We start from the raw sequence: 24,633 nt of genomic DNA, 5'->3' as shown, positions 1-24,633 counted from the left end.
TTCAAAACCACGCCGCCCCCGACCAATGCTCCGGGCCGCTCCCGAAGCTTCGCCGCGCGCCCAAATGACCCCGTCTCTACGGCAAAGACAAGGCCTTCCGCGCCACGCCCGCCCTTTATCCGCCCCCTGTGACCCTCGCGCCACAACCCATGGTTAACAAAAAGGACGCTCCGGCAATGGAGCGTCCTCGCTTCGAATTCGACCAGAAGAGGCTTTCGAGGCGGCCCTCGTGAGGCCGGCCCTCGCGAATCAGCTCTTGCCGCGCGCCTGCTCGGCGGCGAGCGACATGCGCACGAGCTCGGAGAGGCTGCCGGCGTTCATCTTCAACATCACATTGGCGCGGTGGACCTCCACCGTGCGGACGCTGATGCCGAGCTCGCGGCCGATGACCTTGTTCGGCATTCCATGCAACAGGCGCTCGAGCACTTCGCTCTCGCGCGCGGTCAACGTCTGCAGCCGCGCCTCGATCGTCTGCGTCTCCGCGGCGCGGAACTGCTCCTCTCGCTCATAGGCGAGCGCGAGACGCACGCAGGCGATCAGCGCCTCATTGTCGAAGGGCTTCTCCAGAAAATCGAAAGCGCCCTGCTTCATCGCCTGCACGGCGAGCGAGACATCCGCATAGGCGGTGATGACGACGACCGGCAGCGTCAGGCGCCGCGCCTTCATCGCCTCCAAGAGCTCTATGCCGGTCATCTCCGGCATGCGCGCGTCGGTCACGACGCAGCCGGTGTCGCCCGGCTCGACCGATGCGAGGAGATGATTGGCGCTCTCATGCTTTTCGACGCGGAAGCCGTCCGTCGACAGCAGCAGGCTCAGAGAATCACGCACGGCGTCGTCGTCGTCGACGATGTGAATCGTGGCTTGGCTCGTCCTCTCTTGCGGAACGGAATACATCCGACGAGACGACTCGTCGAGGAGCGGAGTCGTCAGCGGAGGCGGCTGGACCATGGGCGCCCTTCGTCTCGAGAGGAAAATGCGGCGCGCCGAGCGGCTTCGCCCGCGGACGCATGGAACGCGAAGCTTTCGAGCGCATCGCGTGGCGACAGACAGCTCACGATAAAAAGCCTGCAATAACCATCTGCGGAAAATACGATGGGATCGACGTCTGCTCCGACCTCTATCGCCCCCACCCGCGCCATAACTATTATTCTTGGCGCGGCAACGATTGACAAACTAGGGAATACACGTAGCTCAGGAATCGCGCATGTACGAATCACGATCCGAGGTTCGAATATTCTTCGCGCGCCGCGACGCCGAACGCGCGCCAGGTCGCTCGCTCGCGCCATTCTCTCACTCATGACGACGACGAGGGCCCTCGTCTGCGCAGGACTGTTCGCGGCGGCGGCGATGCACGGCGCTTTCGCCGAGGAGAGCGCAGCGCGAGACGACGAGGTCCGCGTCGAATGGCGCCGGCGAGTCGGGGAAGCGCGCGAACGCTACGACGCTTTCGCCTCACGCGTCGTCGCCGCCGCCCTCGAGCGCGCCATAGAGACGAGAACGCCGCGCGAGGACGCGCGCCTCGACGATCCGACTCTGCGCAAAGGCGACATCGTCGTCACCGCGACGGGCCTGCTGATGTTCAAGGGCTCGAGCAAACTCGTCCCCGACCTCTCCGATTTCGAGCCTCTCGGCGAAGCGCGCGCGAGACGCTCGGACCATAGCGCGGCGCTGCTCGGTGTATTGCGCGCCCTCGGCGGCCGCTGACGCCGCGTCCGGGAGGCCGGCGCGCCATTTGCTGTCGCGCGGATCGTTTCATGCTAGAGAAGCGCCGAGAGATCGCAACGCCGGCCTTGAACCGGACGCCGCGGAGAAGACGAATGTTCATCCAGACCGAGACCACGCCCAACCCCGCCACGCTGAAATTCCTGCCCGGCCGCCCCGTCCTCGCCGAGGGCGCGCGCGAGTTCCGCACGCGAGAGGCGGCCGCCGCCTCGCCGCTCGCCGGCGCGCTGCTCTCGATCGACGGCGTCGAGGCGGTGATGTTCGGCCCCGATTTCGTCTCCGTGACCAAGGCGGAAGCCGAATGGGCGCATCTGAAGCCCGCCATCCTCGGCACGATCATGGAGCATTTCACCTCCGGCCAGCCGATCGTGACCGACGGCGCCGAGGCCGCCCCGGCGGAGTTCTTCGACCCCGCCGACGCCGAGACGGTGGCGCAAATCAAAGAGCTCATCACGACCCGCGTGCGCCCGGCGGTGGCCAATGACGGCGGCGACATCACTTTTCGCGGCTTTCGCGACGGAATCGTCTATGTGGCGATGAAGGGCTCCTGCTCGGGCTGCCCCTCCTCCACTGCGACGCTCAAGAACGGCATCGAAAATATGCTGCGCCATTTCGTCCCTCGGGTGGTCTCGGTGCAGCAGGTTTGAGACGCCGCTTTGAATGGCGCGCGAAACCCGTCATAATCCGCCGGCAATGAGAATCCTCGCCATCGACACGGCGCTGCCCGCCGTCTCCGCCTGCGTGCTCGACCTCGGGGCCGCCGAACCTGTCGCCAGCGAGACGGCGCCGATGGAGCGCGGCCACGCCGAGGAATTGCTGCCTCTCGTCGAGCGCGTCGTCGCGGCGGCGGGCGGCGGCTTCTCGGCGATCGGGCGCGTCGCGGTCACGGTCGGGCCCGGCTCCTTCACCGGCATCCGAATCGGGCTCGCGGCGGGCCAGGCCATCGCCCTCGCCCTGAAGGCGCCCATCGTCGGCGTCTCGACCTTGGCGGCTTTGGCCGCGCCTTACGTGCTGGTTCCCTTCGACGGCGTGGTGGCGGCGGCGATCGACGCGCGCCACGGCCAAGTCTATGTGACCGCCTATGGCCCGGATGGGCGCACGCTGCTCTCGCCGCGCCGAGTCGGCGCCCATGAGGCGCTGCGGGCGCTGGGCTCCGGCCCGCTGCGGCTCATCGGCTCGGGCGCGCCCTTGCTCGCGGAGGAGGCGCGCCTCGCCGGCCTCGAGGCCGAGGTCGCGAGCCGGGCGGCGGCGCCCGACATCGCTTTCATCGCGCGGCTCGGCCTCGCCGCCAATCCGGCGACGGCGCCGGCCCGGCCGCTCTATCTCAAAGCGCCGGACGCCAAGCCGCAGGAGCGCCCACCGCAGGAGCGCCCGCCGCAAGACGCGCTGGCCGGCGCGTGAGTTGCGGCCCATGAGCCTGCTTTCGACCTTCTTCGCCAAGCCGCATTTCGTGATTCGCCCGATCGGGGCCGATCACGCCTATGACTGCGCCAAGCTGCACGCGGCCTCCTTCGCCTATCCCTGGTCCAAGATCGATTTCGAGAGCCTGCTGACCGACCGCACCGTCCTCGCCGACGGGGCGATGAACGAGCGCCTGCTCAAGGACGAGATGGGCGGCATGGCGCTGTCGCGGCTGCTGCCGCCCGACGCGGAGATATTGACCTTCGCCGTCGATCCGGCGCGGCGCGGGACAGGACTCGGACGGGCGCTGCTCGCCGCGCATCTCACCAATCTCGAACGCGGCGGCGCGCGGCTCGTCTTCCTCGAGGTCGGCGCGGACAATGCCGCGGCGCTGAAGGTCTATGAGCGGCTGGGGTTCAAGACGATCGGCCGGCGCGAGAATTACTACCAACGCCCGAACGGCGAGCGTCAGGCGGCGCTGACGATGCGCTGCGAGCTGTGAGGTCGGCCCTTATCGCACGATGATGGAAAGACGGATTGATAAGCGCATTTTGATGGTTATTATCGATCATCATGATCTATGCTTCGCCTCCGCTCGAAGATTCCGACACAGCCGTCCTCGAACTGATCGAGCGGCAACGCGAGCGTCTGAAGCTATATACACAGAGCACGCCCAAGAGATGGCTCGGCTCGTTGCGGAGAAGCACGTTCGCGCGCGCGATTCAGGGATCGAACAGCATCGAGGGTTACAACGCGACACTCGATGACGTGGTCGCCGCCGTGGAGGACGAGGATCAGCTCGACGAAAAAACAGAAACCTGGCATGCAATCAGAGGATATCGCAACGCTTTGACCTATATCGGGCAAGCAGCGACCGACCCCTATTTCGAATTCAGCAAGCAATTCTTGAAGAGCTTGCATTTCATGATGATCGGCTACGATTTGAGCAAATATCCAGGACAGTGGAGACCAGGCGCCATTTTTGTGTGAATCAACAGACCGGAGAGACCGTCTACGAGGGCCCGGACCCGGATTTGATAAACGAACTGATCGAGGAGCTGGTTTTATTTCTCAAGAACAGCAAATCCGAACCTGCGATGGTCAAAGCGGCCATGGCGCATCTCAATTTGGCGATGATTCATCCGTTCCGAGACGGCAACGGCAGAATGGCGAGGGCGCTTCAGACGCTCGTAATCGCGCTCGACGGAATGCTGCATCCTGTGTTTTCGAGCATCGAGGAATGGCTCGGCCACAATACCCAGGAATATTACGCAATTCTCGCTTTCACCGGTCAGGGAAAATGGAATCCCGAGCGCAGCTCGCAAGCATGGGTGCGGTTCTGCCTCAAAGCGCACTACCATCAAGCCGCCACCCTGATCCGACGGAATGAGGAATATTCGAAGCTTTATGAGAAGCTCTCCGCCCTTCTGGAACAATTGGGACTTCCCGAACGTGCGGGCGTTCCGGTTTTGGACGCCGCCCTCGGCCTGAGGATCACCAATGCTCGCTATCGGGCCGACGCCGAGGTCACCGAACTCGCCTCGACGCGTGATCTGAAACGATTGTGCGATGCAGGGCTGCTGATCCCCTCCGGGGAAAAACGCGGGCGAATTTATCGAGCGTCGGAAATCCTCACCAAGCTCCGCCAGGAAGCCCGCCTGCCCAGACCCTCGGAAAATCCTTATGACTTGGTCGAACGCCGTCTCCGTAGAGAACGGGCGCAGACGGAACCAAGGCTGCCCGGTCTATAGCCAGACGACGTCATCTGCCGTCGCCTCTGTCACGAAACTGTCGCTCGCGCGTTGGAAGGAGGGCCATGCCCTATCTGCGCGCGATCACATTCGTCCTGGCCATGACCGGGGCCTTCATCGTCTTCGTCCCCATCCAATGGCTGGCGCGAAGGCGCCGCTGGGAGCTGCGCCATCGCATCCAGACCGGCTTTTGCCGAGTCATGTGCCGGATCATCGGCATAGAGGTGCGCGAGAGCGGCGCGCCCGGCGGAGCGAGCCCGCGATTCGTCGTCGCCAATCACGTGTCCTGGACCGACATCATCGCCCTCGCGAGCCTCTATCCGCTCGTCTTTCTCGCGAAAGCGGAAGTCGCCTCCTGGCCGGTGCTCGGCTTTCTGGCCCGGCTGCAGGGCACGGTCTTCGTCGAGCGCGGCAATCGGCGTGCGATTCCGCTCGTCAATGCGGCGCTGGCCGAGCGGCTGAGGGCGGGCGATGATGTCGTCGTCTTCGCGGAGGGAACCTCGAGCGACGGCGCCGGCGTGCTGAAATTCAACGCCTCGCATTTCGCCCTGCTGAGCGAGCTCGCCGGCTCCAACCAGGACGCCGCCAAGCCGACGCTCGTTCCCACCGCGATCGTCTACACGGAACGCGAAAGCGGGGGCGACCGGCTCGACGTCGGCTGGTATGGCGAGATGACTTTTCTTCCGCATTTATGGAGTCTGATGAAGCGCGGCGGCGCGAAATGCCATATATTGTGGGGCGAGGCGGTGGACCCCGGCTCCGGCGACCGCAAGGCTCTCGCCGCGGCGACCGAGGCCCGCGTGCGCGATCTCTTGTCGGCCGATCTCTTGGCGGCGGGCGGCAAGCGCGGGTAATATCGCTTCGAGACATCGCTTTTCGAGACATGCCGCCGCCCCGCGAGGAGAACCGAGATTTCCGACGCCGCATCGAAGCCGATCGCTTCCCCTTCGCAGCCACCTCGCGGAGACGAGGAATTGCCCGGCAGAGCGAAAGCCTATGTGAAGTCATATGGCTGCCAGATGAACGTCTATGATGCGACGCGCATGGCGGAGCTCTTGGCGAAGCGCGGATATGACGAGGCGGCGGACGAGGACGAGGCCGATCTCGTCGTGCTCAATACCTGCCATATTCGCGAGAAGGCGACGGAAAAGGTCTATTCCGAGCTCGGTCGGCTCGCCAGGCTGAAGGCCGAGCGCGGCGCCGAAGGGCGCGACTACAAAATCGTCGTCGCCGGCTGCGTCGCCCAGGCCGAGGGCGAGGAGGTGCTGCGCCGCCAGCGCGCCGTCGATCTCGTCGTCGGACCGCAGAGCTATCACCGCCTGTCCGATCTGCTGACGCGAGCCGAGGCCGGCGAGCGCGTCACCGACACGGATTTCGCCGTCGAGGACAAGTTTCGGGCGCTGCGCCGCGCCGCTGCCGAGGGCAAGCGGGTGCGCGACGTCGCGGCCTTCGTCACCGCGCAGGAGGGGTGCGACAAATTCTGCTCCTTCTGCGTCGTGCCCTACACGCGAGGCGCCGAGGTGTCGCGCAAAGCCTCGGAGATCGTCGAGGAGGCGGAGGCGCTCGCCGGCGCCGGCGTTCGCGAGCTCACCGTGATCGGCCAGAACGTCAACGCCTATCGCGGCGCGGGCGAGGACGGCGCGCTCTGGTCCCTGCCCCGCCTGCTCGCGCGCCTCGCGCGTATCGAAGGCGTCACGCGGCTGCGCTACACGACGAGCCATCCGATCGACATGACCGAGGAGCTGATCGACGCCCATGCCGCTCTGCCGACGCTGGCGCCTTTCGTGCACCTTCCTGTACAATCAGGGTCGAATCGCATTTTGAAGGCGATGAACCGACGCCATGACGCGAGCTTCTATCTGGATATCGTCGCGCGGCTGCGCGCGGCGCGGCCGGATATTGCGCTCTCCTCGGACTTCATCGTCGGCTTTCCCGGCGAGACGGACGCGGATTTCGAGGCGACGCTCGCGCTCATTCGCCAGGTCGGCTTCGCCTCGACATTTTCGTTCAAATATTCGCCGCGCCCCGGAACGCCGGGCGCCGAGCGAGACGATCAGATCGCGGAAGAGGTCAAGAGCGAGCGGCTCGCCGCGCTTCAGGCGCTGGTCGAGGAGCAGCGGCAGGCCTTCAACGCCGCGACCGTCGGCCGCACCGTCGAAATTCTGTTCGAAAAGCCCGGCCGGCACGCGGGTCAGATCGCCGGCAAGAGCCCCTATATGCAGGCCGTCCATGCGATGGGCGGCGAGGAGCTCATCGGAAAGACGCTGCCGGTGACGATCGTCGCCGCCGGCTCCAATTCGCTCGCCGGCCGCATCGTCGGCCAGACGACCCCAGATGATGCGAGGGAGGCCGCCCTGTGACGCTCGACCGCGAGAAACGGGTCTTCGAACAACCGGATGCGCCGCGCTCTGGCGAGCCGCCGGAGGCGGAGATCACGCTCGCCTTCGAGGACAATCGCTACGCCTCTCTCGTTTTCGGCCTCTATGACCAGCATCTCGCCAAGATCGAGCGGCGTCTCGCCGTCTCATGCTTCGCCAATGGCAATCATGTGACGCTCAAGGGGCGGCCGGACGCCTGCGAGCAGGCTCGCCGCGTGCTGGAGATTTTATACGGCCGCGTGCAGCTCGGCCAGAATGTGGGATTAGGCGACGTCGATGGCGCCATTCAGGAATCGGCGCGCCAGGGCAGCCTCTTTCCGGATGCCGAGGCCGGCCGCGCCGTCTTCGAGCAGGTCGCCACGCGCCGCCGCGGGCCGGTGCGCGCCAGAAATCTCGCCCAGGATCTCTATCTGCGGGCGCTGAAGCGCTATGAGCTGGTCTTCGCCGAGGGCCCTGCCGGCACGGGCAAGACCTGGCTCGCCGTCGGCCATGCGGTGTCGCTGCTCGAGCAGGGCGTCGTCGAGCGCATCATTCTCTCGCGTCCGGCGGTGGAGGCCGGCGAGCGATTGGGCTTCCTGCCCGGCGACATGCGCGAGAAGGTCGATCCATATCTGCGGCCTATCTATGACGGGCTGCATGATTTCATGGACCCGCGCATGGTGGAGCGCGGCATCCAGACCGGCATGATCGAGGTCGCGCCGCTCGCCTTCATGCGCGGGCGCACGCTGACCAAGGCCTGCGTTTTGCTGGACGAGGCGCAGAACGCCACCTCCATGCAGATGAAGATGTTTCTCACCCGCCTCGGCGACGGATCGCGTATGATCGTGAATGGCGACCCGTCGCAGACGGATCTGCCGCCCGGCCAAAAATCGGGATTGAGCGAAGCGATCGCCCTGCTCTCCGGAATAGAGGGCGTCGGAAGAGTGAAATTCGCCGAGGGCGATGTGGTGCGCCACGACCTCGTGCGGCAGATCGTCGGCGCCTATGAGGCGGCAGGGCGGGAGAAGGCGAAGCCTCGAGAGCCATGAGCGTCGCAATCGATATCATTGTCACCGCGCCCTGCTGGGAACGGCAGGCCGGGCTCGACGAGCTGACCGAGAGTACCGTGCGCGAGTGCGTCGCCCAGACGGCGGCGCCGCTCGCGCGGGACTGCGAGTTGAGCGTCAATTTCACCGATGACGCGACGATCCGCGCGTTGAACGCGCAATGGCGCGGGATCGACAAGCCGACCAATGTCCTCTCCTTCGAGACGCCCGGCCCGCTCGACAAGCGCCTCGCGCTCGGCGACATCGTCATCGCGCATGAGACGGTCGCGCGCGAGGCGGCGGAGCAGGACAAGAGCTTCGACGCGCATCTCACGCATTTGCTCATTCATGGATTTCTGCATCTGATCGGCTACGACCACCAAACTCCACGGGAGGCCGACGAGATGGAGGCTCTGGAGCGCCGCATAGCGGCGGCGCTCGGCCTTACCGACCCTTATGAAGGCTCCGACCCCGTGGCGGAACTTTCGGAGACGGGAAAATCTAAAGGCGATGTCTAGGACGGATAATGGCGAGCATACGGCCTCGCGACGCGAGCAGCGCAGCGGCATCGTCGATCGGCTGCGCGCGCTCATCGGACTGGGCTCGCCCTCGGTGCGCGAGGACATAGAGGAGGCGCTGGAAGGCGCCGCCGGCGACGTCACGCCGCACGAACGAACGCTCCTGAAGAATGTGCTGGCGCTGCATGATCTGCGCGTCGCCGACGCGATGATCCCACGCGCCGACATTGTCGCCGTCGCGCAGGACGCGACGCTCGGCGAGACTCTGGCGCTGTTCCGCAACGCCGGCCATTCGCGCCTGCCCGTCTATGACGACACGCTGGACGATCCGCGCGGCATGATTCACATTCGCGATTTCGTCGATTATCTCGCCTCGCTCGCCGAGCGCGCGGAGCCGGCGACCGCCGGCGCGCCACAGGCGCCGCCGAGCGAACATGCGCCCACCGCCTCGCTCGCCGCGATCGATTTTTCGGCGACTCTCGCGACCGTCACCGTGCTGAAGCCCGTGCTCTATGTGCCGCCCTCCATGCCGGCGCTCGATCTTCTCGTGAAGATGCAGGCGACGCGCACGCATCTCGCGCTCGTCATCGACGAATATGGCGGCACGCATGGACTCGTGACGATGGAGGACATCGTCGAGATGATCGTCGGCGACATAGAAGACGAGCACGACGTCGACGAGGAGCCGCGCATCGAAACCGTGTCCGACGGCATTTTCCTCATCGACGCCAAAGCCGATCTCGAAGAAGTCTCGAAGCGGCTCGGCGTCGATTTCACGCCCGAGGAAGACGGCGCCGAAGTGACGACGCTCGGCGGCCTCGTCGCATCGCTCGCCGGCCATGTGCCGATGCGCGGCGAGATCGTGCCGGCGCCCGTCGAAGGCTGGGAGTTCGAGATCGTGGAAGCCGACCCGCGCCGCGTCGCGCGTCTGCTGGTGCATGCGCCGAAATAGGCGCGGGACGACGAGAGTCTTTTGTTTTGACGCGCTTCCGACGCCGAACCGGCGTCCACTTCGGCTGGAAGCGCTCTAAAGTTATTTGGATTCGCATGTTCTTTTCCGAAAACCGCTTCGCACTTTTCGGGAACATGCTCTAGTGGCTTGCGTCAATGAAAGTGAAGACGCTCGAGCCCCCTCCCCAGCCCTCCCCCGCTGCGCGGGAGAGGGAGCAGATTCGGCGCTTCATCGAGAATACGCGAAACGTCGACGCCCCCTCTCCCGCAAAGCGGGCGAGGGTGAGGGAGGGGGCCTTCGGGTCTTCGGTTCGAATGACGCAGACCACAAGTGGGCCGCGTCAGCTCACTGTCATTCCCGACGCTCGCGTAGCGAGCGATCGGGAATGACAGCGCCCTTTCAGTTCAGGTGGCGCCGCCCACTATCTATCGGCGATGATGCGCGTCACGCATGACGCGACGAGAGCGCGGCGGGCCGCGCCGCGCCGATCGCCGAGCAGAGAAGGCTCCACGCCCATAGGCCGAGGAAGGCCAGCGCATTGATCGTGAAAATGCGCGCGACGCTTGCGAGCGCATAATGCGAGACGTCGCCGGAGACGGCGCTCGTGATCGAGAACAGCATTCCCTCATAGACGAGAAAGCTCGCGATGAGCGCCGCGATCGGCGCGCCCGCGCCGCTCGCGAAGCGCGCGACGATGCGCGCAGTCTCGCAGCAGAGCAGCGCGACGACGCCGAGCGCGCCGCCCCAGGCGAGCGTCTCGAAATTCGTCGGATAATGCAGGATCGTGAAGCCGAGGAGCTGATTGGCGAGCCAGATCGCAGCCGTGAGCGCCAATGCGCCGCGTCGTGTGCTCGTCAGCGCCGCGATGGCGGCAAAGCCCGCGAGCGGCGCCGCGCAAGCGAAGGCGAGCGAGAAGAAGGCGCCCGCGAGAATGAGCGACGCGCTCCACGAAAGATTGCGTTCGCCGAAGACGGGAAGTGAAAGCCTTGTCATGCGATGCTCCTTTTCAAAGTGACGAGCGGGCCTGCTCTGCCCTGCTCTGCTGCGCCTCCTCGCGGAAGGCGAATTGGGGGAGGAAAGATCAGCGCGCCGGACGATCGGCCGGATCCGGCTCTGTGAGCCCGAGCCAGCGCGCGCGCAGCGCATCCCAGAGCGCGAGCCGCGACCAGTCGGGCTCGCGCTGGATTTTCTCCGTCTCTGGATGAAGGAAGGGATTGGGCAAGAGCACGGCGAGCTGCTGCTCGTTCGCGCCATTGAACAATTGCAGGCTCCAGGACATCGGAACGCATGTCCCGGAGAAGCGACGATGCAGCTCGGCGCGCGCCGTGCGTCGATGAAGAGCGAGCTCCGGCGGCGTCGGTCGGCTGCGCGGGCCCTTCGTCTCGCCGATGCAGACATGGAAATGCGTCTGTCCGAAAGCGACGGTGAGATAGCCGTCGAGCAGGCCGACGCGCGTCGGCGCATGATCGGCATGAATCTCGAAAGCCGCGCCTTGAATGATCGGCCCGAACACGATCTCGCGCCAATGATTTTCGAAGAGATCGCGCAGCAGCGCCTCGAGGCTCTGCGCGTCGGTCGGCAGTTGGAACACGTCGACCGGCGTTCCGTCCGGCTCGGCTCGTCTCTGCGGCGTCCCGCGCGTCATATCCGGCATGTGAATCTGCTCCCCTGCGATTCGTCACCAGCTGAATTTCACGCCGCCATAGGCGGAGCGTCCTGCCGTTCCGTAATCATAGACTTCTTCGTAGCGCGCATTGGTCACATTCTCGATCCGTGCGAACAACGACACGCGCTCGTCGATCTTGTAGTCGCCGTAGAGATCGAGCTTTGCATAAGGCGCGAGCATGACGCGTTTCGAGAAAATATAATCGTAATCGGGATTCGGCCCGACGAGCGTGAGACGCGCCTCGAGCTCGAGCCCCGGAACGCCGGTATAGATGACGGAAGCTGCGCCCTTGTCGCGCGGCCTGCGGAGCAGGCTGCGATGCGTCACCAGATTTTCCGCGGAAAGATGCGTATAGCTCGCGCGAACCCGCCACTCGCCAGGAACGAGGATCGCCTCGCCGGCGAACTCCACGCCCTTCGTGCGCGCGCGGCCGACATTGTAATAGCAGCCGAAAATCTGCGTCGCGCTGCAGCTCGGCGCTCGGCTGAATTCGATGAGATCACGAAAACTGTTTTCGAACAGCGACAGCGATGCGTAGAGCCGCTCCTCGAACAAGGCCTGATCGACGCCGACGTCATAACCGAGGCTCGTCTCCGGCGCGAGGCTCGGATCGCCATATTGGCTGAAGCGTTGAAAGAGCGAAGCGACGCGCGCGCCGGTTCCCGCCGAGCCGCGCAATTTCGTTCCTGTCGCCTCGAAACGATAGGCGGCGGTCGCGCGCCATGTCGCGAATGTTCGGTTCTGATCCACCGCGTCGATGCGGCCGCCATAGGAGAGATCGAATCGCTCCAGCAGAGTGAGCTTGTGCTGCGCGAAGCCCGAATGCGTCGTCTGCGCCGCATCGATCGGCCTGAATTTCGTCGGCGGAACGGGATCCTGCGAAGTGTGGACGGATTCTGTCTCGTTGCGCGCGCCGAATGTGGCCGAGCCGAAGTCGCCGAGCGCGAGATCGCCCTGATATTCGAAACCGCGCCGCTCGCCGCGAAAGCCGCGCCGGCAATTATAGGAATTGAATCTCGCATCATAGCAGGAGCGCGCCTGCCAGACGTCCCTGTTCGTCACATTGCCGAACAGAGTGAAGCGATTGTGCAAGGCGCGATCGAACATGTCGGCGTCGACGCGCGCATACAATTGCGCGAATGTGGCGTGTTGATGGTTCTGCGGATCGAACACATCGACAGGGGAGAAGGCGTAAGGATTGTCGAAACGGATCGCGCTGTCATAGCCAAAGAATCCGGCCTCGACGGCGACATCCTCGCTCAGGCGATAGCCGAGGCGCGCGCTGGCGCCGCCCTTGTTCGTCGGATCATTGCGCGGCAGCGGCGGAAGCGGCGTCTTGCCGTCGCCGATCGTCAGCGGCCGCGCGATGCGATAGCCATAGCGCGGAAAGCCGTCGATGGAGAGCGCGTCTATGGCGAAGGCGTACCACAAACGATCCGCGCTTCCCGAGAGGCGCGCGCGCAAATGCGCCGTCCCATAAGCGCCGCCTTCCACCAGAAGGGAAACGCGCGGTGGCCCCTCGCCTTTGCGTGTGAGAATGTGAATGACGCCGCCCATCGCGTCGGAGCCATAGAGCGCCGATTGCGGGCCGCGCAGCACTTCGATCCGCTCTATGTCGGTCGCGACGAGGCTGCCGAGATCGAGGGAGCCGTCGGTCGACGAGGGATCGCCGACGCGCACGCCGTCGACGAGCAGAAGCGTCTGTCCAGGCGTCGCGCCGCGCAGAAAAACGGAGGTCTGCGCGCCGGGGCCGCCGGTCTGATAGAGATCGAGGCCCGGCGTTCCGCGCAAGACTTCCGCGAGGCCGCTCCTCGAGCGCTTCTCGATCTGCGCCGAAGGGATCACCGTGACGGCGGAAGAGGATTTGTCGACGCGCTCCTCGACGCGATCGGCGGAGACGATCGTCGCGGCGCCGATGTCGACGGTGGGCAAGGCCTCCTGACTTGCGGCGCATATGGGAAGAAGGGCGAGGAGAGAGGCGGAAAAAAGCGCGAGACGAGAAGCGGCGCCCTCGCGGGCGCCTCGAGCGAAAAGAGAAGACATTGCTGGAAGACTCGCAGCGAACGTGGGCCGTCACTGCGATGGGTCTCCACCCTCTCGCGCCATTGGCGAATAGGGTTTCGACCGCCTCGGTGCACCCCGCCCGACGCTATCGCGCGTGACCACGACTGATGGCAGGTCTCCTGGCTCGCGGGTCAGCGCCTTCGGATCGCCTTCCCGGAGCGTCACGCTCCAGTGGCTTGTCTGATCCTCGGCTCGCCGCTCACAGTTGCGGGGGCAGCCACGGCTTTGCGCCGTCTCCGGCGCTCACCGCATTCCCTTTTGATCCCACCTAGGGGAACCATCGTGGACATAGAAAGCCGGTCGAGACACGCATGTCAAGCATGCGCTCGAGGAACGAAGGCCGGCGCGGCGCGTTTGGCTCGAGGGAGTCGCCTCCCGTGGAGAAGAGACATGAGCGCAATCCATATTGTCGCGACCGGCGATCTTCCCCGGTCGCAGCTCGGCGGCGTGGACGATTCCAGCGTGCGCTGGGCCGGCGCCTTCGCCTCCTGCGGCGAGCATGGGGCGACGCAATCCTCGACGATCGTCTATGAGATCGAGCCCGGCGGTCGGCTCGGCTGGCACACGGATGCGACGGAGGAGACGCAATATATTCTCGCCGGCGCGGGCGAATTGCGCGCCGAAGGCGGCTGGTCGCATCGGGTGAAGCCCGGCGACGTCTTCGTCATTCCGACGCCCTTGCGGCACGATCTCGTCAATACGGGCGAGGAGACGCTTCGCGCCGTCGCCTTTTTCGCGGCGGCGATGTTCACGCAGCGATTCGACAATGCGATGATCGCGCCAAACGTGCATGTGCTCGGCACGCCGAACCGCGACGGTTGAACGGCTCACATATTGCCGAGGCAGACATATTTGATCTCGAGATAGCTCTCTATGCCGTATTTCGAGCCCTCGCGTCCCATGCCCGATTGCTTGACGCCGCCGAAGGGCGCGGCCTCGCTCGACATCAGCGATTCGTTGACGCCGACCATGCCGAATTCGAGCTGCTCCGCGACGCGGAACACGCGCGCTATGTCACGGCTGTAGAAATAGGCGGCGAGACCGTAATGCGTCGAATTGGCGAGACGGATCGCTTGCGCCTCGTCCTCGAAGGGAATGATCGCCGCGACGGGACCGAATATCTCCTCTTCGAAAATCTGCATGTCCGGACGCACATCGAAGAGCACGGTCGGCGAGAAGAATGTGCCGCCGAGCGCGTGGCGCGCGCCGCCGGTCAGCACTTTCGCGCCGCGGGCGCGCGCGTCGGCGACGAGGCGCTCCACCTTCTGCGCCGCCGCCTCCTCGATCAGCGGGCCGATGACGACGCCGGGATCGACGCCGCGCCCGACCTTGAGCTTTCCGGCCGCCTCCGCGAGCTTTCCCGCGAAGGCTTCGGCGACGCTTCTCTGCACGAGGAAGCGATTGGCGCAGACGCAGGTCTGGCCGCTGTTGCGATATTTGGTCGCGAGCGCGCCCTTCACCGCGAGATCGAGATCGGCGTCCTCGAAGACGAGGAAAGGCGCATTGCCGCCGAGCTCCATCGAGCATTTCTGCACATTCTCCGCCGCCTGCCGCAGAAGAATCTTCCCCACTTCGGTCGAGCCGGTAAAGGTGATCTTGCGCACCGACGGATTGCCGGTGAGCTCGGCGCCGACCGCCGCGGGATCGTTCGTCGTCACCACATTGAGCACGCCGTCCGGCACGCCGGCGCGCTGCGCGATCTCGGCGAGGGCGATAGCCGATAGCGGCGTGAGCTCGGCGGGCTTCACCACCATTGTGCAGCCGGCGGCGAGCGCCGCGCCCGCCTTGCGGGCGATCATGGCGGAAGGAAAATTCCAGGGCGTGATCGCGGCGGTGACGCCGATCGCCTGCTTGAACACGAGAATGCGCTTCTCGCGCGCCTGCTGCGGGATCACGTCGCCATAGACGCGGCGGCCCTCCTCGGCGAACCAGTCGAAATAAGCCGCGCCATAGGCGATCTCGCCGCGCGCCTCGGCGAGCGGCTTGCCCTGCTCGGCGGTGATGATCTGGGCGAGACGCTCCTGCTCGGCGAGCATGAGATCATGCAGCCGCCGCAGAATTTGCGCGCGCTCCTTGGCGAGCTTGCCGCGCCAGGCCGGAAGCGCGCGCTCGGCCGCCTCGATCGCCCGGCGCGTCTCGGCCGCGCCCATGTCCGGGACCTCGGCCAATACCGCGCCCGTGGCCGGATCGCGCACCGCGAAGGTCGCGCCATTGTCGGCGCCGACGAAAGCGCCGTCGATGAAGGCCTGGTGGCGGAACGGGCGGGGCTCTCTGGTCATCTCGGCTGCGCTCCCGACGATACGAAACGGGTCATCGAATACGGCGCCTCGGCCGGGCGAACAACATCCGCCGCCCGCAAATCGAGGCGAGCGGCGCCCGCTTGCGGTCCCGCTGCCCGAAAAGCGGCGCTTTCCGGGCCTATCCGGCGCGCTTCCGCGAAAGGCGGAACCGCGGCCCCGGCTCGCGCGTCATAGGGGAAGCGAGCGCAATCTCATATGGCTTCGTCCCGAAAATCCGACATAATTGCGGGATTCGCGCAGCCGCCGCGCTCGCGCCAGACCCGCCGCCCCGAACAGCGAGATCACCTTGGCCGCAACACGCAATTTCCTTCCCGTGACGCGCCGCCGCGCGCTCGCCGCCCTCTCGAGCCTCGCCGGTTTCGCGCTGCCGAGATGGGCGATCCGCTCCGCTTTCGCGGAAGGCGCGCCGGGCGAGATCGAGAGCCATGGCCTCTCGATCTTCGGCGAGCTCGCGGAAAAGGCGGATTTTCCGCATTTTGCCTATGTGAATCCCAAGGCGCCCAAGGGCGGCACGCTGGTGATGGAGCCGCCGCCGCCCGAAAAGAACAGCTATGATTCGCTCAACCCCTATATTTTGCGCGGCAATCCGGCGGCGGGCGTCGGCCTCGTCTACGATTCGCTGATGGCCGCGAGCCTCGACGAGCGCGACGCGCTCTATGGGCTCATCGCGAAGAAAGTGCGCATCTCCGCCGACAAGCTCACCTATACTTTCTTCCTGCGCAAAGAGGCGCGTTTTCACGACGGCTCGCCGCTCACCGCCCATGACGTCGCTTTCTCGCTCGGCATTCTGAAGGCCGAAGGCCATCCGATGATCTCACAATCGCTGCGCGATCTCGTCAGCGCCACGGCCGAGGCGGATGACGTGCTGGTGGTGAAATTCGCGCCCGGCCGCACGCGCGATCTGCCCATCATCGTCGCGAGCCAGCCGATCTTCTCCAAAGCCTATTACACCAAGCATAAATTCAACGAGACGACGCTGGAGCCGCCGCTCGGCTCCTCCGCCTATAAGATCGGGCCGATCGATCCGGGCCGTTACATCTCCTTCCAGCGCGTGCCGGACTATTGGGCGAAGGATTTGCCCGTCAATGTCGGCCAAGCCAATTTCGAAGTGATCCGCTTCGATTATTACGGCGACCGCAATGTCGCCTTCGAAGCCTTCAAGGCGGGCTCCTTCACCGTGCATGAGGAGTTCACCTCCGCCATTTGGGCGACGGGCTATGATTTCCCCGCCTTTCGCGACGGGCGCGTGAAGCGTGAGGAAATTCCCGATTACAACATATCGGGAACGCAGGGCTGGTTCCTGAACATCCGCCGGCCGAAGTTCGCCGATCCGCGGGTTCGCAAGGCGCTCGGCTACGCCTTCGACTTCGAATGGACCAACCATAATCTGATGTACGACTCGTATAAGCGCACGAGCTCCTATTTCGAGAATTCCGATCTCGAGGCCGTGGGCCTGCCCACGCCTGCCGAACTCGCTCTGCTCGAGCCATTCCGCGACCGCCTGCCTCGGGAAGTCTTCGCAGAGCCCTTCCAACCGCCTGTGTCCGACGGCTCTGGACAGGATCGCAATCTCTTGCGCAAGGCCGTCGATCTCTTGACCGAGGCCGGCTGCACGCGCAAGGACGGCGTGCTGCGCCTTCCCGACGGCAAGCCGCTCGAATTCGAATTTCTCTATAATACGAGCATGTTCGAGCGGCATACGCAGCCCTTCATCAAAAATCTGAAGCTGATCGGCGTCAACGCCCGCATGCGTATCGTCGATGCGGCTCAATACAAGGCGCGTATCGACGATCACGACTATGACGTGGTCATGGAGCGCGTGCGCATCGCCTATTCGCCCGGCGAGGAGCTGCGCATCATGTTCGGCTCCGAAGCGGCGCGCACCAAGGGCTCGCAGAATGTCATCGGCGTCGCCGATCCAGTGGTCGACGCGCTGATCGAAAAGGCGCTGGTCGCGACCTCGCGCGAGGAGCTCGCCGCCATCTGCCGCGCCCTCGACCGCGTGCTGATCGCCGGCCAATATTGGATTCCGCATTATTACAAGCCGACGCATTGGATCGCGCATTGGGATGTGTTCGGCCGTCCCGACCGATATCCGCGCTTCGACACCGGCATCGCCGCCACATGGTGGTGGGACGACGCCAAGGCGCGCAAGATCAATTACGCGGGGCGCTGAACCAGATGGCCGCCTATATTCTGCGACGCCTGCTGCTGATGATCCCGACGATCCTCGGCATCATGCTCATCTCCTTCGCCATAGTACAATTCGCGCCGGGCGGCCCTGTCGAGCGCGTCATCGCGCAGCTGCAGGGCTTCGACATGGGCGCGACCTCGCGCTTTTCCGGCGGCGGCGGCGACGTCGGCCGCGGCGGCGCGATGACGCCCGGCGCCGCCGCCGACACCGCCTCCAAATATCGCGGCGCGCAGGGGCTCGACCCCAAATTCATCGCCGAGCTCGAGAAGCAGTTCGGCTTCGACAAGCCGGCATGGGAGCGCTTCCTGCTGATGGTGAAGAATTACGCGGTCTTCGACTTCGGCCGCAGCTATTTCCGCGACGAGAGCGTGCTGAAGCTCATCGGCGAGAAGCTTCCCGTCTCCATGTCGCTCGGCCTTTGGATGACGCTCATCTCCTATTCCGTCTCCATTCCGCTCGGCATCGCCAAAGCCGTGCGCGACGGCGAGCGTTTCGACGCCTGGACCTCCAATCTCATCATCATCGGCTATGCGATTCCGAGCTTCCTCTTCGCCATGCTGCTCATCGTGCTCTTTTCCGGCGGCTCCTTCTGGCAGATTTTCCCGCTACGCGGCCTCGTGTCCGAGAATTTCTCCGAGCTCTCGCTTCCGGCCAAGATCGGCGACTATCTCTGGCACATCTTTCTGCCCGTGCTGGCCATGACGCTCGGCGCCTTCGCGACGCAGACATTTTTGACCAAGAACTCCTTCCTCGACGAGATCCGCAAGCAATATGTGCAGACGGCGCGCATGAAGGGCCTCACCGAGAATCGCGTGCTCTACGGTCATGTGTTCCGCAACGCCATGCTCATCGTCGTCTCCGGCTTTCCGGGCGCCTTCGTGCACGCATTCCTGACCGGCTCGGTGCTCATCGAGACGATCTTCTCGCTCGACGGGCTCGGCTATCTCTCCTACGAATCCATCGTCAATCGCGACTATCCGGTGGTGTTCGCCAATCTCTATATCTTCGCTCTGCTCGGCCTCGTCGTGAACCTCCTTTCCGACCTCACCTACACCTGGATCGATCCGCGCATCGATTTCGAGACGCGCGAGGTCTGACCGATGGACGAGACCAGCGCCCCCGCCATGACGACGACGCTCGCGCCGGAAATTCCCGGCGGCGGGCTCCTGCGCCTGCGGCCGATCGATCGCCGCCGGCTGCAGAATTTCAAGGCCAACGCCAGAGGCTATTGGTCCTTCTTCGTGTTCATGGCCCTCTTCCTGCTCTCATTGGCGTCGAATTTCATCGCCAATGACAAGCCCGTCCTCGCTTATTACAAGGGCGAGCTGCTGTTTCCGATCTTCAAGTCCTATCCGGAAGAGAAATTCGGCGGCTTTCTGGCGCGCACGGATTATCGCGATCCGACGATCGAGAAAGAGATCGAGGCGAATGGCTGGATGATCTGGCCGCCGATCCGCTACTCCTACGACACGCATAATCTCGATCTGCCGACACCGGCGCCCTCGCCGCCGACATGGATGCTCTCCAAGGCGCAATGCGAGGCAGCGGCGGCCAAGAAGCTCGGGCCCGAGAAGGCGCATCTCGGCTGCTCGGCGATCGAATGGAACTGGCTCGGCACCGACGATCAAGGCCGCGACGTCGTCGCGCGCCTGCTCTACGGCTTCCGCCTCTCCGTGCTGTTCGGCCTCATTCTGGCGAGCGTCTCCTCCATCGTCGGCGTCGCCGCGGGCGCCGTGCAGGGATTTTTCGGCGGGCGCGTCGATCTCGTCTTCCAGCGATTCATCGAAGTGTGGTCGTCGCTGCCGCAGCTCTATCTGCTCATCATCGTCTCCTCCTTTCTCGCGCCGGGCTTCTTCGTGCTGCTCGGCATATTGCTGCTGTTCTCCTGGGTGTCGCTCGTGCATGTGGTGCGCGCGGAGTTCCTGCGGGCGCGCAATTTCGAATATGTGAACGCCGCGCGCGCGCTCGGCCTGTCCAATTTTCGCATCATAACGCGGCATCTTCTGCCCAACGCCACGGTCGCGACCTTGACCTTCCTGCCCTTCGTGCTCAATTCCTCGATCACGACGCTGACCTCGCTCGACTTCCTGGGCTTCGGCCTGCCGCCGGGGTCGCCTTCGCTGGGCGAATTGCTGCTGCAGGGAAAATCCAATCTCCAGGCGCCCTGGCTCGGCCTCACCGGCTTCGTCATCATCGCGCTGATGCTCTCGCTTCTGGTGTTCATCGGCGAAGCGGTGCGCGACGCCTTCGACCCGCGAAAGACGTTCAGATGAGAAGTTCATAAGATTCGGAGCGGAGAGCTGAGATGAACAAGATCGTCAGACGCCATTATCCGGCGGCAAACCTTCCTGAAGATCTACGACGTGAGCTCGACGGCGCGCGCGACGTCACCATCACGATCGAAACCGAGGAAGAGGCGCTGCCCGGCCGGCTCACGCTTCTCGAAGAATTATTCGCGTCCCGACGACCGCCCTTCCGCACCAAAGAGGAAATAGATGAAGACCTTCGGCGAGACCGCGACGACTGGGACAGGTAGCGCTCCGTGATACGCATCTATCTCGACGCGAACGTCTTCATCTATTTCATCGAGGGCAAGCCATTGGTCGCCGATCCCCTGCGGGAGCTGTTCGTGACGCTGGCCCGGCGTCCTCTCGTCGCTTGGTCGAGCGAGCTGACCTTGGCCGAGACTCTCGCGCCCCCGCGCCGGGTCGACGCGCTTCCTCTCGCCGAGAAGCGGCCCAAATATCTCGATCTCCTCATTCACAGCGGGATCGTCCAGCTCACGCCCGTCGATCGCGACATTCTCATTCGGACAGCCGAATTGCGTGAAGCCACGAAGCATAGGCTCGCCGATGCGATCCATGTCGCTTCGGCGGCCAGAGCGGAATGCGCTTTCTTCGTTTCGGGAGACGCCGACGCCAAACGGCTCCCGGACGGAATGAACTGGATAGCTCCCGACCATGACGGCGTGCGAACGCTCACGAAAGCCCTCGCATGACCACCTCCCCCCTCCTCGACGTCCGCCACCTCTCCATCGCCTTTTCGCAAGGCGGCAAGGAGACGCTCGCGGTCGATAAAGTCTCCTTCTCGCTCGAGCGCGGGCGCACGCTGGCGCTCGTCGGCGAGTCGGGCTCGGGCAAGTCGATCACGGCGCTCTCCATCGTGCGCCTGCTGCCGCCCGCCGCCGTGCATCCGTCGGGAACGATCGACTTTTACGGCGACGATATTCTGAAGCTCTCGGACGCCGAGCTTCGCGCCATTCGCGGCGCGAAGATCACCATGGTCTTTCAGGAGCCGATGACCTCGCTCAATCCGTTGCAGACGATCGAGCAGCAGATCGGCGAGATCCTCGAGCTGCATGGCGCGCGCGGCGCGGAAAAAATCCGCGCCCGCGTCGTGGAGCTGCTCGGCGAGGTCGGCATTCCGAACCCGCGGGAGCGCCTCTCGGCGTATCCGCATCAATTGTCCGGCGGCCAGCGCCAGCGCGTGATGATCGCCATGGCGCTCGCCAATCGGCCGGATCTGCTTATCGCCGACGAGCCGACCACGGCGCTCGACGTCACCGTGCAGGCGCAAATTCTCGCTCTGCTGGAGCGCGTGCAGAAGACCTATGGCATGGCCATGCTCTTCATCACCCATGATCTCGGCCTCGTGCGGCGCTTCGCCGACGACGTCTGCGTGATGCAGCGCGGCCGCATCGTCGAGAAGGGCGACGTCGAGAAGGTCTTCTCGACGCCCGAGCATCCCTACACCAAGGCGCTGCTGGCCGCAGAGCCCAAAGGCGCGCCGCCGCCGGACGACGAGAGCGAGCCCGTGCTCGTCGCAGCGAATGATCTTCGCGTTTGGTTTCCCATCAAGCGCGGCTTCCTGCGCCGCACCGTCGGCCATATCAAGGCGGTGGACGGCGTCACCCTCGCGGTGCGCCGCGGCTCGACGGTCGGCGTCGTCGGCGAATCGGGCTCCGGCAAGACGACGCTCGGTCTCGCGCTGCTGCGGCTCATTCGTTCGGAGGGGCCGATCCTCTATCTCGGCGAGCGCATCGACGCGAAAACCGTCAGAGAAATGCGCCCGCTGCGCCGCGACATGCAGATCGTCTTCCAGGACCCCTATGGCTCGCTGTCGCCGCGCATGTCGGTCGCCGAGATCGTCGCGGAAGGATTGGGCGTGCAGATGCGCGGCCTCTCCTTCGAGGAGACGCGCGAGATCGTCGCCCAGGCGCTCGCCGAGACCGGGCTCGACCCCGCCATGATGGACCGCTATCCGCATGAATTCTCCGGCGGCCAGCGCCAGCGCATCGCCATCGCGCGCGCCATTGTGCTGAAGCCGAAATTCATCGTGCTCGACGAGCCGACATCGGCGCTCGACATGTCGGTGCAGGCGCAGATCGTCGATCTCTTGCGCGAATTGCAGGCCAAGCACCGCCTCGCTTATCTCTTCATCAGCCATGATCTCAAAGTGGTGAAGTCGCTCGCCGCCCATCTCATCGTGATGCGCCACGGCAAGGTGGTGGAGGAAGGCCCGGCCGCGGAAGTGTTCGCCGCGCCCAAGAGCGACTATACGCGCGCGCTCTTCGCCGCCGCCTTCCGCATCGAGGCCGAGCCGCATCAAAGCGACAAGACCGGCTGAGCCCTGAGAAAGCGGCGCGCGTCCTTGCGGCGAAGCCGCCGCTTGGCCACACTGGACGACAGCGATTCGAATCGTTTCGGGGCGATCCATGACCACTCGCGCAACGGCCGCGGCCGACGTCATCGGCGCGCGCAACCCTCTGGGGCCGATCGAGACCGCGGTCGTCCTCGGTCGTGAATTTCTCGCCGCCGCCGACATAGGCGAGCAGGCCGTGACCATTCCCTATTCCGACCTTCCCGGCTTTCCGTCGATCGAAGGCGGCGAGGTGGTGATCGGCCTCGTCGATGGCGCGCCTATGCTGTTTCTGAAGGGCCGCTCGGAATTCCACGAGTGCGGCGACCCGAGTCTCATGTCTTCGCCGGTGGAGACATTGACACATTTGAACGTGCGGGGGCTTCTCTCGACCGGCCTCGCGGTCTCGACCAACGCCGATGTCCAGCCCTCCTCTCTTTTCGGCGTGACCGACCACATCAATTTCGGCGGATTGAATCCGCTCATCGGCGCCGCTGGGCAGAATTTCGTGAATATGAACGGCGCCTATGACAAGCGGCTGGCCCGGCGCCTGAAACAGGCGAGCGCCGGCGCCGGCGTGGCGCTGAACGAGGGCGTGCTCATGTGGTTCTCGGGCCCGAGCTACGAGACGCCGGCGGAAGTCAAAGTGGCGCGCATGCTCGGCGCCGACGCGCTCGGCATGTCCATCGCGCCGGAGGCCATTCTCGCCAAGCGTTTCGCCCTTCCCTTCGCGGCCGTGGCGGTGATCACGGATTATGCGGCCGGATTTTCCGGCGGCAGTCCCACCTATGATCCGAGCCGCGCCTCTGGCCTCATCGCCTTGCGGCGGCTGCTGCGCGCATTTCAGAAGCAAAGGTAAGTCGGCGAGGATCGAGAGTCGCAGCTCAGAGTCGAGCCCCCGCGTTCCGCCGGAAGGCCAGCACATTGGCGTCCAACAGTTGCACGGATTCGCCGCTCTGATTGGAGGTGACGACGCGCATATTCACCATTCCGCGATCGTCGCGCGATTTCGAGGCCGAGATGCGTCGGATCGTCGCCTCCACGCTCAGCCGATCGCCGGGCCGCACGGGCCGCAGCCACTCGACCTTGCCGCCGGCGCCGATGAGCCCGCCGGCAAAGGGCAGGCACTCCGTCAACATGCGCATGGTGAGCGAGGCGGTGTGCCAGCCGCTCGCCACCAATTCGCCGAACAGGCTGCTCGTCGCCGCCGCCTCGTCGAGATGGAAAGGCTGCGGGTCGAATTTCGTCGCGAAAGCCTTGATCTCCTCGCTCGTGACGTCGAGCGGCCCGGCGCGAAACCGCTGATCGACGAAAAGATCCTCGAGATGGAGCGGGTCGGACATGGTCGGCTCTCGCGATGGTCTACGACAGGAAGCGAACCTGCTCGCCTCGCTGCCTCATGAGTTTCGTCGCCTTCTTGTCGAAGGACGAGAAGAACTCGGTCCCCAGCCGACGTCCCTCATAGGCGATGACGCCATCCGCGAAATCGCCGCCGACCTCGAGCATGGCGAGCCCGGCTTCGGCGGCCGGCCGGTTAGCCGCCACAGTCGCCGTATTCATCAGCCGCCGGATCGCCTCCGCGATCTCGGCGGCGGGAATTTTGTAGCCCTGCGAAAGCACCCAGACCAATTCGCACAGAGCCGGCAAGGTCAAGGCCACCATCTGCGCGCCTTCCAGCTCTTCCCGCGCACGAGCGCTCTGCCGCGCGTCGTCGCCGGTGAGCGCGCGGACGAGCACATTCGTGTCCGCCGTGATCCTCATCGCTTTCCGGCCCAGCCGCGCGCGGCGATTTCATTCATCTCCTCGATCGACAGCGACGGACCGCTCTCGCGCTTCAGCAGATCGAAGACGTCCGAAATCTTGCCGCCCATTCGTGCGGCGCGAAGCTCGACACGCCCGTCGGGCAGCGTCTCGACCTCGATCTGCTCGCCGGGCCGAACGCCGAGATGCTTCAATACATCTTTGCGCAGCGTGACCTGTCCTTTAGCGGTGACAGTGAGCGCGCCCATGCAACTCCCTCCGAG

27 protein-coding genes and 1 riboswitch are annotated in these 24,633 nt (G+C 64.8%); of the genes, 19 read left to right on the top strand and 8 right to left on the bottom strand.

Annotated features, from left to right (window positions below):
* Positions 1 to 249: 249 nt before the first annotated feature.
* The gene (gene fixJ, locus Mspo_RS14110; protein WP_244613450.1) at positions 250 to 948 is read right to left on the bottom strand and encodes a response regulator FixJ; all 699 of its coding nucleotides are present in this window, start codon (positions 946 to 948) and stop codon (positions 250 to 252) included.
* A gap of 348 nt (positions 949 to 1,296) precedes the next feature.
* Here fixJ and Mspo_RS14105 point away from each other — a divergent pair, with 348 nt between their 5' ends.
* The 11 genes from Mspo_RS14105 to Mspo_RS14060 all read left to right on the top strand — a co-directional run bounded on the left by Mspo_RS14105 (position 1,297) and on the right by Mspo_RS14060 (position 9,747).
* On the top strand, positions 1,297 to 1,704 hold the full coding sequence (locus tag Mspo_RS14105) for a hypothetical protein (protein WP_159730771.1): 408 nt from the start codon (positions 1,297 to 1,299) through the stop codon (positions 1,702 to 1,704).
* 113 nt (positions 1,705 to 1,817) lie between these two features.
* Positions 1,818 to 2,369, top strand: coding sequence for a NifU family protein (locus Mspo_RS14100; protein WP_159730769.1), 552 nt, complete (start codon positions 1,818 to 1,820; stop codon positions 2,367 to 2,369).
* 46 nt (positions 2,370 to 2,415) lie between these two features.
* On the top strand, positions 2,416 to 3,123 hold the full coding sequence (gene tsaB / locus Mspo_RS14095; protein ID WP_159730767.1) for a tRNA (adenosine(37)-N6)-threonylcarbamoyltransferase complex dimerization subunit type 1 TsaB: 708 nt from the start codon (positions 2,416 to 2,418) through the stop codon (positions 3,121 to 3,123).
* Between the two features lie 10 nt (positions 3,124 to 3,133).
* Entirely contained in the window at positions 3,134 to 3,625 is a 492-nt protein-coding gene (locus Mspo_RS14090) for a GNAT family N-acetyltransferase (protein ID WP_159730765.1), read from the top strand.
* Between the two features lie 71 nt (positions 3,626 to 3,696).
* Positions 3,697 to 4,113, top strand: coding sequence for a hypothetical protein (locus tag Mspo_RS19940; RefSeq protein WP_244613449.1), 417 nt, complete (start codon positions 3,697 to 3,699; stop codon positions 4,111 to 4,113).
* Positions 4,110 to 4,874: a Fic family protein gene (locus Mspo_RS14085; protein WP_368854810.1), complete on the top strand. Its 765-nt coding sequence runs from the start codon at positions 4,110 to 4,112 to the stop codon at positions 4,872 to 4,874. Before Mspo_RS19940 ends, Mspo_RS14085 begins: the two co-directional genes overlap by 4 nt.
* Before the next feature lie 65 nt (positions 4,875 to 4,939).
* On the top strand, positions 4,940 to 5,728 hold the full coding sequence (locus Mspo_RS14080; RefSeq protein WP_159730763.1) for a 1-acyl-sn-glycerol-3-phosphate acyltransferase: 789 nt from the start codon (positions 4,940 to 4,942) through the stop codon (positions 5,726 to 5,728).
* 120 nt (positions 5,729 to 5,848) lie between these two features.
* Positions 5,849 to 7,234 carry a tRNA (N6-isopentenyl adenosine(37)-C2)-methylthiotransferase MiaB gene (gene miaB, locus Mspo_RS14075; protein WP_256366357.1) on the top strand — a complete coding sequence of 462 codons (1,386 nt, stop codon included), beginning with the start codon at positions 5,849 to 5,851 and terminating at the stop codon, positions 7,232 to 7,234.
* Positions 7,231 to 8,280, top strand: coding sequence for a PhoH family protein (locus Mspo_RS14070; RefSeq protein ID WP_159730761.1), 1,050 nt, complete (start codon positions 7,231 to 7,233; stop codon positions 8,278 to 8,280). The genes miaB and Mspo_RS14070 overlap by 4 nt, the downstream gene beginning before the upstream one ends.
* Complete coding sequence (gene ybeY, locus Mspo_RS14065; RefSeq protein ID WP_159730759.1) at positions 8,277 to 8,795, top strand: rRNA maturation RNase YbeY; 519 nt, start codon at positions 8,277 to 8,279, stop codon at positions 8,793 to 8,795. Before Mspo_RS14070 ends, ybeY begins: the two co-directional genes overlap by 4 nt.
* Entirely contained in the window at positions 8,788 to 9,747 is a 960-nt protein-coding gene (locus Mspo_RS14060; RefSeq protein ID WP_159730757.1) for a hemolysin family protein, read from the top strand. The genes ybeY and Mspo_RS14060 overlap by 8 nt, the downstream gene beginning before the upstream one ends.
* A gap of 444 nt (positions 9,748 to 10,191) precedes the next feature.
* On the opposite strand, the gene Mspo_RS14055 is transcribed toward Mspo_RS14060, so the two are convergent.
* The 3 genes from Mspo_RS14055 to Mspo_RS14045 all read right to left on the bottom strand — a co-directional run bounded on the left by Mspo_RS14055 (position 10,192) and on the right by Mspo_RS14045 (position 13,345).
* Positions 10,192 to 10,740: a hypothetical protein gene (locus tag Mspo_RS14055; protein WP_159730755.1), complete on the bottom strand. Its 549-nt coding sequence runs from the start codon at positions 10,738 to 10,740 to the stop codon at positions 10,192 to 10,194.
* Positions 10,741 to 10,828: 88 nt separating this feature from the next.
* Positions 10,829 to 11,401, bottom strand: a complete 573-nt coding sequence (locus Mspo_RS14050; RefSeq protein WP_244613448.1) for a hypothetical protein — start codon at positions 11,399 to 11,401, stop codon at positions 10,829 to 10,831.
* A 24-nt stretch (positions 11,402 to 11,425) separates the two neighbouring features.
* The gene (locus Mspo_RS14045) at positions 11,426 to 13,345 is read right to left on the bottom strand and encodes a TonB-dependent siderophore receptor (RefSeq protein ID WP_305847252.1); all 1,920 of its coding nucleotides are present in this window, start codon (positions 13,343 to 13,345) and stop codon (positions 11,426 to 11,428) included.
* Between the two features lie 223 nt (positions 13,346 to 13,568).
* Positions 13,569 to 13,774, bottom strand: a riboswitch (cobalamin riboswitch).
* 93 nt (positions 13,775 to 13,867) lie between these two features.
* Here Mspo_RS14045 and Mspo_RS14040 point away from each other — a divergent pair.
* Positions 13,868 to 14,299 carry a cupin domain-containing protein gene (locus tag Mspo_RS14040; protein ID WP_159730751.1) on the top strand — a complete coding sequence of 144 codons (432 nt, stop codon included), beginning with the start codon at positions 13,868 to 13,870 and terminating at the stop codon, positions 14,297 to 14,299.
* Positions 14,300 to 14,304: 5 nt separating this feature from the next.
* On the opposite strand, the gene Mspo_RS14035 is transcribed toward Mspo_RS14040, so the two are convergent.
* Positions 14,305 to 15,756 carry an NAD-dependent succinate-semialdehyde dehydrogenase gene (locus Mspo_RS14035; RefSeq protein ID WP_159730749.1) on the bottom strand — a complete coding sequence of 484 codons (1,452 nt, stop codon included), beginning with the start codon at positions 15,754 to 15,756 and terminating at the stop codon, positions 14,305 to 14,307.
* A gap of 307 nt (positions 15,757 to 16,063) precedes the next feature.
* Between Mspo_RS14035 and Mspo_RS14030 the strand changes: the two genes are divergently transcribed.
* From Mspo_RS14030 to Mspo_RS14000, 7 genes are all read left to right on the top strand, one after another.
* A complete protein-coding gene (locus tag Mspo_RS14030; protein ID WP_201281706.1) occupies positions 16,064 to 17,953 on the top strand; it encodes an extracellular solute-binding protein in 1,890 nt (629 codons plus the stop codon).
* Positions 17,954 to 17,958: 5 nt separating this feature from the next.
* Complete coding sequence (locus Mspo_RS14025; RefSeq protein WP_159730747.1) at positions 17,959 to 19,068, top strand: microcin C ABC transporter permease YejB; 1,110 nt, start codon at positions 17,959 to 17,961, stop codon at positions 19,066 to 19,068.
* Between the two features lie 3 nt (positions 19,069 to 19,071).
* On the top strand, positions 19,072 to 20,244 hold the full coding sequence (locus Mspo_RS14020; RefSeq protein WP_159730745.1) for an ABC transporter permease: 1,173 nt from the start codon (positions 19,072 to 19,074) through the stop codon (positions 20,242 to 20,244).
* A gap of 32 nt (positions 20,245 to 20,276) precedes the next feature.
* The gene (locus tag Mspo_RS14015) at positions 20,277 to 20,507 is read left to right on the top strand and encodes a hypothetical protein (protein WP_159730743.1); all 231 of its coding nucleotides are present in this window, start codon (positions 20,277 to 20,279) and stop codon (positions 20,505 to 20,507) included.
* A gap of 6 nt (positions 20,508 to 20,513) precedes the next feature.
* On the top strand, positions 20,514 to 20,969 hold the full coding sequence (locus tag Mspo_RS14010) for a type II toxin-antitoxin system VapC family toxin (protein ID WP_159730741.1): 456 nt from the start codon (positions 20,514 to 20,516) through the stop codon (positions 20,967 to 20,969).
* Entirely contained in the window at positions 20,966 to 22,597 is a 1,632-nt protein-coding gene (locus tag Mspo_RS14005; protein WP_159730739.1) for an ABC transporter ATP-binding protein, read from the top strand. The genes Mspo_RS14010 and Mspo_RS14005 overlap by 4 nt, the downstream gene beginning before the upstream one ends.
* Before the next feature lie 88 nt (positions 22,598 to 22,685).
* The gene (locus Mspo_RS14000; RefSeq protein ID WP_159730737.1) at positions 22,686 to 23,468 is read left to right on the top strand and encodes a phosphorylase; all 783 of its coding nucleotides are present in this window, start codon (positions 22,686 to 22,688) and stop codon (positions 23,466 to 23,468) included.
* A 25-nt stretch (positions 23,469 to 23,493) separates the two neighbouring features.
* On the opposite strand, the gene Mspo_RS13995 is transcribed toward Mspo_RS14000, so the two are convergent.
* Genes Mspo_RS13995 through Mspo_RS13985 form a run of 3 tightly spaced genes read right to left on the bottom strand, consistent with a single transcriptional unit; the run spans position 23,494 to position 24,618 of the window.
* Positions 23,494 to 23,952 (bottom strand): MaoC family dehydratase, encoded by a 459-nt coding sequence (locus Mspo_RS13995; protein WP_159730735.1) that lies wholly within the window; start codon positions 23,950 to 23,952, stop codon positions 23,494 to 23,496.
* Between the two features lie 19 nt (positions 23,953 to 23,971).
* On the bottom strand, positions 23,972 to 24,370 hold the full coding sequence (locus Mspo_RS13990) for a type II toxin-antitoxin system VapC family toxin (RefSeq protein WP_159730733.1): 399 nt from the start codon (positions 24,368 to 24,370) through the stop codon (positions 23,972 to 23,974).
* The gene (locus Mspo_RS13985; protein WP_159730732.1) at positions 24,367 to 24,618 is read right to left on the bottom strand and encodes an AbrB/MazE/SpoVT family DNA-binding domain-containing protein; all 252 of its coding nucleotides are present in this window, start codon (positions 24,616 to 24,618) and stop codon (positions 24,367 to 24,369) included. Before Mspo_RS13985 ends, Mspo_RS13990 begins: the two co-directional genes overlap by 4 nt.
* Positions 24,619 to 24,633 lie beyond the last annotated feature (15 nt).

It is taken from the genome of Methylosinus sp. Ce-a6 (assembly GCF_009811655.1).
In the GTDB taxonomy this organism is placed as follows: domain Bacteria; phylum Pseudomonadota; class Alphaproteobacteria; order Rhizobiales; family Beijerinckiaceae; genus Methylosinus.
The sequence above is the reverse complement of the archived record's forward strand: the minus strand, read 5'-3'. Positions and strand labels throughout refer to the sequence as shown.